This is a genomic window from Phenylobacterium sp. (assembly GCF_031181185.1).
GTDB lineage: Bacteria > Pseudomonadota > Alphaproteobacteria > Caulobacterales > Caulobacteraceae > Phenylobacterium.
In genome coordinates this window covers 1-7566 of sequence record NZ_JAPSKZ010000036.1, presented here as the reverse complement: position 1 = coordinate 7566, position 7566 = coordinate 1, and the positions used below count along the sequence as shown (strand labels likewise).

The 7566-nt window shown below is 68.2% G+C and carries 3 protein-coding genes and 1 pseudogene; 2 read left to right on the top strand and 2 right to left on the bottom strand.

Annotation, left to right across the window (positions count from 1 at the left end; translation table 11 throughout):
• Positions 1 to 904, bottom strand: a pseudogene (locus RIF93_RS06520) (F0F1 ATP synthase subunit alpha); the annotation flags it as partial.
• A gap of 5 nt (positions 905 to 909) precedes the next feature.
• Positions 910 to 1464 carry a F0F1 ATP synthase subunit delta gene (locus RIF93_RS06515; RefSeq protein WP_309089612.1) on the bottom strand — a complete coding sequence of 185 codons (555 nt, stop codon included), beginning with the start codon at positions 1462 to 1464 and terminating at the stop codon, positions 910 to 912.
• Between the two features lie 450 nt (positions 1465 to 1914).
• Between RIF93_RS06515 and RIF93_RS06510 the strand changes: the two genes are divergently transcribed.
• Together RIF93_RS06510 and RIF93_RS06505 are read left to right on the top strand one after the other, a co-directional pair.
• Complete coding sequence (locus RIF93_RS06510; protein WP_309089610.1) at positions 1915 to 4776, top strand: type I secretion C-terminal target domain-containing protein; 2862 nt, start codon at positions 1915 to 1917, stop codon at positions 4774 to 4776.
• Between the two features lie 9 nt (positions 4777 to 4785).
• Positions 4786 to 7566: Calx-beta domain-containing protein (locus tag RIF93_RS06505; RefSeq protein WP_309089608.1), on the top strand; the 2781-nt coding region annotated here is incomplete at its 3' end.

Genomic DNA, 7566 nt, shown 5'->3' with positions numbered 1-7566 from the left:
AGAACACGTCGCCCGGATAGGCCTCGCGGCCCGGAGGACGGCGCAGCAGCAGCGACATCTGGCGGTAGGCGACGGCCTGCTTCGACAGGTCGTCATAGATGATCACGGCGTGCATGCCGTTGTCGCGGAACCACTCGCCCATGGCGCAGCCGGCGAACGGGGCCAGGAACTGCAGCGGGGCCGGCTCCGACGCCGTAGCGGACACGACGATGGTGTAGTCGAGGGCGCCGCGCTCCTCGAGGGTCTTCACGATCTGGGCGACGGTCGAGCGCTTCTGACCGATGGCCACGTAGATGCAGTAGAGCTTCTGGCTCTCGTCGCCGGTGGCGTTGACCTGCTTCTGATTCAGGATGGTGTCGACGGCGACGGCGGTCTTGCCGGTCTGACGGTCGCCGATGATCAGCTCGCGCTGGCCGCGGCCGACCGGGATCAGCGTGTCGATGGCCTTCAGGCCGGTCTGCACCGGCTCGTGCACCGACTTGCGCGGGATGATGCCGGGCGCCTTCACATCCACGCGGCGGCGCTCGGCCACGTTGGTGATCGGACCCTTGCCATCGATCGGCTCGCCCAGCGGGTTGACGACGCGGCCCAGCAGGCCCTTGCCGACGGGAACGTCCACGATCTCGCCCAGACGGCGGACTTCGTCGCCTTCGCGGATGGCGCGGTCTTCGCCGAAGATCACGATGCCGACGTTGTCGCGCTCGAGGTTCAGGGCCATGCCCTTCACGCCGGCCGACGGGAACTCGACCATTTCACCGGCCTGGACGTTGTCGAGGCCGTAGACGCGGGCGATGCCGTCGCCGACCGACAGGACCGAACCGACGTCAGAGACGTCGGCTTCCTCGCCGAAATTGGCGATCTGCGACTTCAGGATGGCCGAAATCTCGGCGGCGCGGATATCCATGGGCTTTACGCTCTCTTGAGGGCGAATTTCAGGGAATCGAGCTTCGAGCGGAGCGAAGCGTCGAACAGACGGGAACCGACCTTCACCTTGATGCCGCCCAGCAGGGACGGATCGACGCGGGTCGTGATTTCAGGATCCTTGCCCAGCGCCTGACGCAGGGCGGCGGCGACGCCCTTGGCCTGGGCCGAGGACAGGGGCACGGCGGTGACCACTTCGGCCGAGACCGCGCCGCGGGCGGCGGCGGCCAGTCGTTCGAAGCCGAGGATCGCGTCCGGCAAAGCCGAGGCGCGACCGCTCGCGGCGATCAGGCCCAGGAACTTCTTGGTCGTGGGATCAAACTTCGCCTTGTCGGCGATGGCGGTGAGGCCCTTACGCTTGTCCTCAGCGCCGAACTGCGGCGACGCCAAGAGGACCCGCAGATCCCGGCTTTCCACGATCGCCGCGCGCAGCGACTTCAGGTCGGCCTCGACGGCTGCGACCTTGTTCTGTTCGTTCGCGAGGTCGAACAGGGCCTGGGCATACCTGCCGCCCACATTCGATACCTTGGAGTCGTCGGCCACTTAAAACTCGCCCGGTGCGTGTCATGAGCCGCTAGCGGAGCTTCCGTCGCGGCCGTAAAGGCTTGAAAGCGCTTGAAAAAAGCAAGCCGGATCAAAAGCCTGTAAGACCCTCGACCCAAAGCCGCGCGCCTACTAGCACGCGTTCTTTTGCGCCGCAACCGAAGGGGGCGCAGGGGCGTCGATTCTGTCCGTTTCCGGCGCCGTGGCGTCAACCGCAGCCATAACACGCGAGCGTGAACCTCGGCCTTAGGAACACACCCGCCACTCGAAAGGTTGGTTCCGGCTACCGCGGGATCGGGTCCCGTGGCCCTGCGTGCTGCGTCAGCTCGGGACGTGAAGCGCGGGAAGCGCTCGGAGTCTGGAGAGATGCTGCTGATCAGTCGTAACGGCGACGTGGCCCGCGGGTGGCCGTCGCTTTCCCTTCAGCCTGCGCGCGGGGAGGACTGAGGCATGCCGGGCGCGACACCTGTCATCAACATCAACTCGATCCCGGGCGGCCACATCTTCGTCAACGAGGCGGGGCTGCCCAACGGGAGCCAGGCGGGTCAGGTCAGCACGGCCGGCGCGTATGGGTTCACCATCAAGGCGGACGACGGCATCGACGACCTCACTGTGGGCGGCTACGCGATCATCCGCGACGGCGTCGTCACGCCGGGCTCCATCGCCCTGGGTCCCGGCGTGCTGACCGTCACGTTCGTGGCCGCCACCAACAGCGTCGGCGTGAATTACGAGATCACCTCGCCTCACCACAGCGCCCAACCGGGGCCCCAGCAGCGGTACGGAGATTTCCTCAGCGTGCCCGTCGTGCTGACGGACAAGGACGGCGACCGGGCGGAGTCTTCGCTCGCGGTTCAGATTCGCGACGACGAGAAGATCACCACCGCCTCCAACAGCGCGACCGCCACGGCGGGCGGACCTGCGGCCACTGGCAATCTGATCACCGACGGCACGCCGGACAAGTTCACGGCCGACGGCTTCGGGCGCATCACCTGGGTCTCTGGCTCGTCCGGCACAAGCGCGACGACCGACGCTAACGGGAACATCGTTTTCCAGGGCGTGTACGGCGTGCTCACCATCAACCCGACGACCGCGGACTACAGCTACGTGGCGCGTCCGGACGCACCAAACGGGGTGGGCGAGCCCATTAGTTTCGGCGTCATCGACGGCGATGGTGACTCGGCACAGTCGATGCTCGGCATCACCATCAAGGCGAGCAGTTCTTCGCCGACTCCGGGCCAGACCATCACCTCGCCCGGACCGAACTCGACGCTGACGGGCGGCTCGGGCAACGACACCATCACCGCCAGCCAGGGCGGCGATACGATCACCACCGGAAACGGCGCCGACGTCCTGGTCCTGCCCACGGCGCCCTGGTCCCCACATGTGGTGAAGGACTTCGCCCTCGGCGCCGACAAGCTCGACTTCCAGGCGCTGAAGAACAGCTACGGCGGCTCGGACCCCGTGGCCGACAAGTACATCCAGTTCCTTGACGACGGCGCCGGCGGCACCAAGGTGCTGTACGACTGGGACGGCGCGGGCGCGCAGCAGCAGTGGCCCAGCTACGTCCTGCACCTGCAAGGGGTGTCCTCTCAGGGCCTGACCTGGAACGCGCTGACCAATCCGAGCGGCGCGCCGCCCGCTCCGGACGACCAGCCGACGATCGGCAAGAATCCCGACGGAACCGGCGCCATCACCATAACGGTGAGCGACGCCAACATCTCGAACGGCACCAGCCCCGACCCGGCCGCACTGGTCCAGCGGGGCGCGTTCCATCTCGAGGCGGCCGACGGCGTGCAGAATCTCTACGTCGCGGGCAAGGGCGTGATCGTCGGCGGGGTTTTCCAGGCGCAGACGCTCACGACCGCGAAGGGCGACACCCTGGCGATCACGGGCTACGACGCCGCCACCGGCGCGGTCTCGTACGAGTACACGCTGAAGTACGCGAAGGAGCATCCCGCCCCGGCGAGCGGCTCGGCCGCGACCCCCGCGATCGTGGACAAGATCAGCCTGACTCTCGACGACAAGGACGGCGACCGAGCGAACGGCGTCATCACCGTCACCATCCTCGACGACAAGTCGATCACCCGCGACGACACCGACGCGGTGACGGCGGGCACGACGACCGTCGCCACCGGCAACGTCATGACCGATGCGTCCGAGGGCGATTCGGGCGACGGCGACTCCGGCCGCGATCTGCGCGGCGCCGATCAGGCCAATCCGTACGGCCTGTCGTCGGTGAACACCGGCGCCAGCAACGTCGGCTACATGTCGAACGGTCAGTGGACGCTGGCCGGCCAGTACGGCGTGCTGAAGCTCGATATCGTCGGCGGCTATGTCTACACGCCGAACGCCGGCGTAGCGGCCGGCTCGGTGGACACTTTCAACTACTATCTGAAGGACAACGACGGCACGCCGCCGGTCTCGGGCAAGCTGACCATCACGTTCACCGGCGGCGGATCCGGCGGCGGACAGACGATCGTCTCGCCCGGCCCGAACTCCACGATCACCGGCGGCGCGGGCGGCGACACCATCACGGCCAGCCAGGGCGGCGACACCATCACCGGCGGGGCGGGCGCGGACTGGTTCGTGTTCAACAAGAATCCCTGGTCGCCGCACATCGTGAAGGACTTCCACGTCGGCGAGGACAAGCTGGACCTGTCGGCGATGCTGCAGGCCGCCCGCTACACGGGCTCTGATCCGGTGGCCGACAAGTACGTCTGGCTGACCGACGACGGGGCCGGCGGGCTGAACGTGCTGTTCGACTGGGACGGCGCGGGCCCGAACCCGCAGTGGCCGAACTTCGTGGCCAAGCTCGAAGGTGTTTCGGCCGCCGCGGCGACCTGGACACAGCTGACCGGCGGCGGGACGGGCGGCGGGGGCGATCCGCCGCCGCCTCCACCGTCGCCCGGCGACGGCCAGGTGATCACCTCGCCGGGGCCGGGCTCGACCTTGAACGGCGGCGCGGGCGCGGACACCCTGATCTCCAGCCGCGGCCAGGACGTGCTGACCGGGGCCGGCGGAGCCGACCACTTCGTCTTCCCGGCCGAGAACTGGGCGCCGGCCCGGATCACCGACTTCGAGGACGGCGTCGACAAGATCGACATCCGCGGGATGCTGGACGCCATCGGCTACACCGGGACCGATCCCTTCGGGGCCGGCTACCTGAAGCTGATCGACGACGGCGCCGGCGGGACCAAGGTGCTGTTCGATCGTGATGCGGCCGGCACGGCCCAGCAGTGGCCCAACTACGTCTTCCAGGTGGAGAAGGTCGCCCCATCCCAGCTCGGCGCTTCCGACTGGATCTTCCAGTAGGCGCGCCCAGTGAGCGATCATCCGAGCTTCTCCCTGGCCGGAAACGCCGTCACGCTCGGTGGCCCGGCCAGCAACGCCGCGATCGCCGACAACGGCGCGATCTTGGTGCTGAGCTCGGAGGTGGTGACCTATAGCGGCACCACCTACCGGAGCGGCCAGCTTGTCGCCCAGCTGTACGACCACGCAGGGCAGCCGGTCGGTGACAAGGTAGCCGTCGCCTCTCGCTCTCTCTACTACAGCTCCGAGTCGGGCCCCGGCGCCTCGGATGTCGACGCGCTCACCGGGGGCGGGTTCGTGACCGCTTTCCACGCCAGCCCGCAGAGCGGGAGCCCAGGCAGCGAGGTCTGGATTGCGGTGTTCAGCCCGGGCGGCGCGCTGCTCAGGACCATGCAGCTGGGCAGCGCCTATGGCGGCTCGGACATCTCGGTCGATCCGCTCGGAAACGGCGGCTTCGTCGTGGCGGCCACCTCTGCAGGCAAGTACGACTATGGCCGCAGCTACGTGCAGACCTTCGACGCGAGCGGCGCCCCCACCTCTGAAAGCCTGCAGCTCGGGACAGCCGCCGACGTCCTGGTCACCGGCGTGGGCGAGAGCGGATATCTCGCCGCTTACGGCAAGCTCAGGTACTTCGACGGCGCCTCGTTCAAGGAGGAGGTGACCCTGCCGGCCGGCGTCCTCGTGGCGGCTGGCGATACCCTGACGACCGGCAAGGTGGTGCTGCTTTCGACCCGCTACGATGGGACCGAGTACGACCTCTACAGCCTGACGTTCGACCCGGCCACGAACGCCCTCACCGCCCCGACCCTGATCCACAGCGAAGCCAAGGCAATGTCGGCGCTGACCGTCGAAGCCACGCCGGGCGGGGGCTACGTGGTGAGCTGGAGCGCTGAGACCTATACGAACGGGGGCCGCGCCGCGTTCGCTGTCGGCCCATCCGGGGCCAAGAGCGACCTCTTCACCTTCGAAGGTACGCTGCTCGGCGCATTCGGGCCGACGGACAGCGTTGTGAGCACCTTGTCTCTCAACGCGACGCCCAAGCTCCAGGACTACGCGGTCGGAGCGGGCGAAGCGCCCGCCCAGACCCTGCGCGCGGACAACAGCGCCGGGCAGCGGCTGACCGGCGGCTCGGGCGACGACATCATCCACGCCGGCCAGAACTCGACGGTCCTCACCGGCCAAGGCGGCGGCGACCTGTTCGTGTTCGATGCTCTGCCGTGGAACGCGGGCAGGATCACCGACTTCACTGTGGGCGCGGACAAGCTCGACTTCTTCAAGCTGTTCTCCGCCGCCGGGTACGCCGGCTCGGATCCTGTCGCCGATGGCCGGGTGTTCTTCCAGTCAGACGCGGCCGGTACGCGCGTCTACTTGGATGGCGACGGCTCGGGCAGCGCGCAGTCGCCGTTCCTGATCACGCTGCTCGAGGGCGTCGCGGGCGCGCTCGCATGGGCGAAGATCGGTGGCGTCTCGGCGGGAGGACCGCCGCCGTCGCCGCCGCCCAGCAGCCAGATCGGGCTGACCAACGTCGAGGTGAACCAGTGGGAAGGTAACGCGGGCCTGACGCCCTTCGTCTACAGCCTCAGCCGGACCGGCGACACGAACGGGACGGCGTCCGTAACATGGAGCGTCAGTCCCTGGACCAATACGCTGACCGCGGAGGATTTTGAGAACGGCGTCTACCCCAGCGGCACGGTGACCTTTGCGCCTGGCGAGACGGTCAAGCAGATCGTGGTGAACGTTCGTAGCGACACGGCCGCGGAGCATGATGAGCAGTTCAACCTGAACCTCACCGGCGTCACCGGCGCGACCTTGGGCATCTCCAACGCCAAGGGCCACATCCTCGACGAGGACGTGTACCAGCCGCCCACCTCGCAGTTCAATTTCACCAGCCAATCGGTTGCTCAGGCCGAGGGGAATTCCGGGCTCACGCCATTCACCTTCACCGTGACGCGGTCCGGCTCAGCCAATGTCACGGCCACGGTCGACTGGACCGTCAGCGGACAAGGGTCCAATCCAGCCACGGCGCCGGACTTCCAGGGCGGCGTCTTGCCGTCGGGAACGTTGACCTTCGCGGTCGGCGAGGCGAGCAAGACCGTGACGGTGCAGGTGGCCGGCGACACCGTGTTGGAGAACAACGAAGCGTTCGAGGTCAGGTTGTCGAACCCCGTCGGGGCGGCGCTCGGCTCGCAGAACTCGTCCTACGGCACGATCAACAACGACGACAGCCCGCCTTCGGACGGGGGCCGGATCATCAACTCACCCGGACCGGGCTCGACCCTCAACGGAGGCGCGGGCAACGACACCCTGAACGCCAGCCAGGGCCCCGACGTCCTGACCGGCGGCGGCGGCGGAGACGTCTTCCGCTGGGCCTTCGAGCCCTGGGCGCCGGCGCGGGTCACCGACTTCGCCATCGGCTCGGATGTCATCGACCTCTCGAACCTGTTCCGGCTCTATGGCTACACAGGCTCGGACCCCGTCGCCGACAAGTGGGTCTGGCTGATCGACGACGGCGCGGGCGGGACGAAGCTGCTGTTCGATCGCGACGGGACAGGCGGCGATCCCCAGTGGCCCAACTACATCCTGCAACTGGAGAAGGTGTCCGTCTCGGGGCTGACCTGGTCCAAGCTGACGACCGGCGGGGGCGGCGAACCTCCGCCGCCCCCGCCGCCGCCACCGCCCGGCGACGGCCAGGTGATCACCTCGCCGGGGCCGGGCTCGACGCTGACGGGCGGGGCGGGCGCGGACACCCTGATCTCCAGCCGCGGCCAGGACGTGCTGACCGGGGCCGGCGGA

Bases quoted from the DNA above. Each gene is read 5' to 3' on its own strand.
- RIF93_RS06510 (WP_309089610.1), top strand. From the start codon at position 1,915: ATGCCGGGCGCGACACCTGTCATCAACATCAACTCGATCCCGGGCGGC.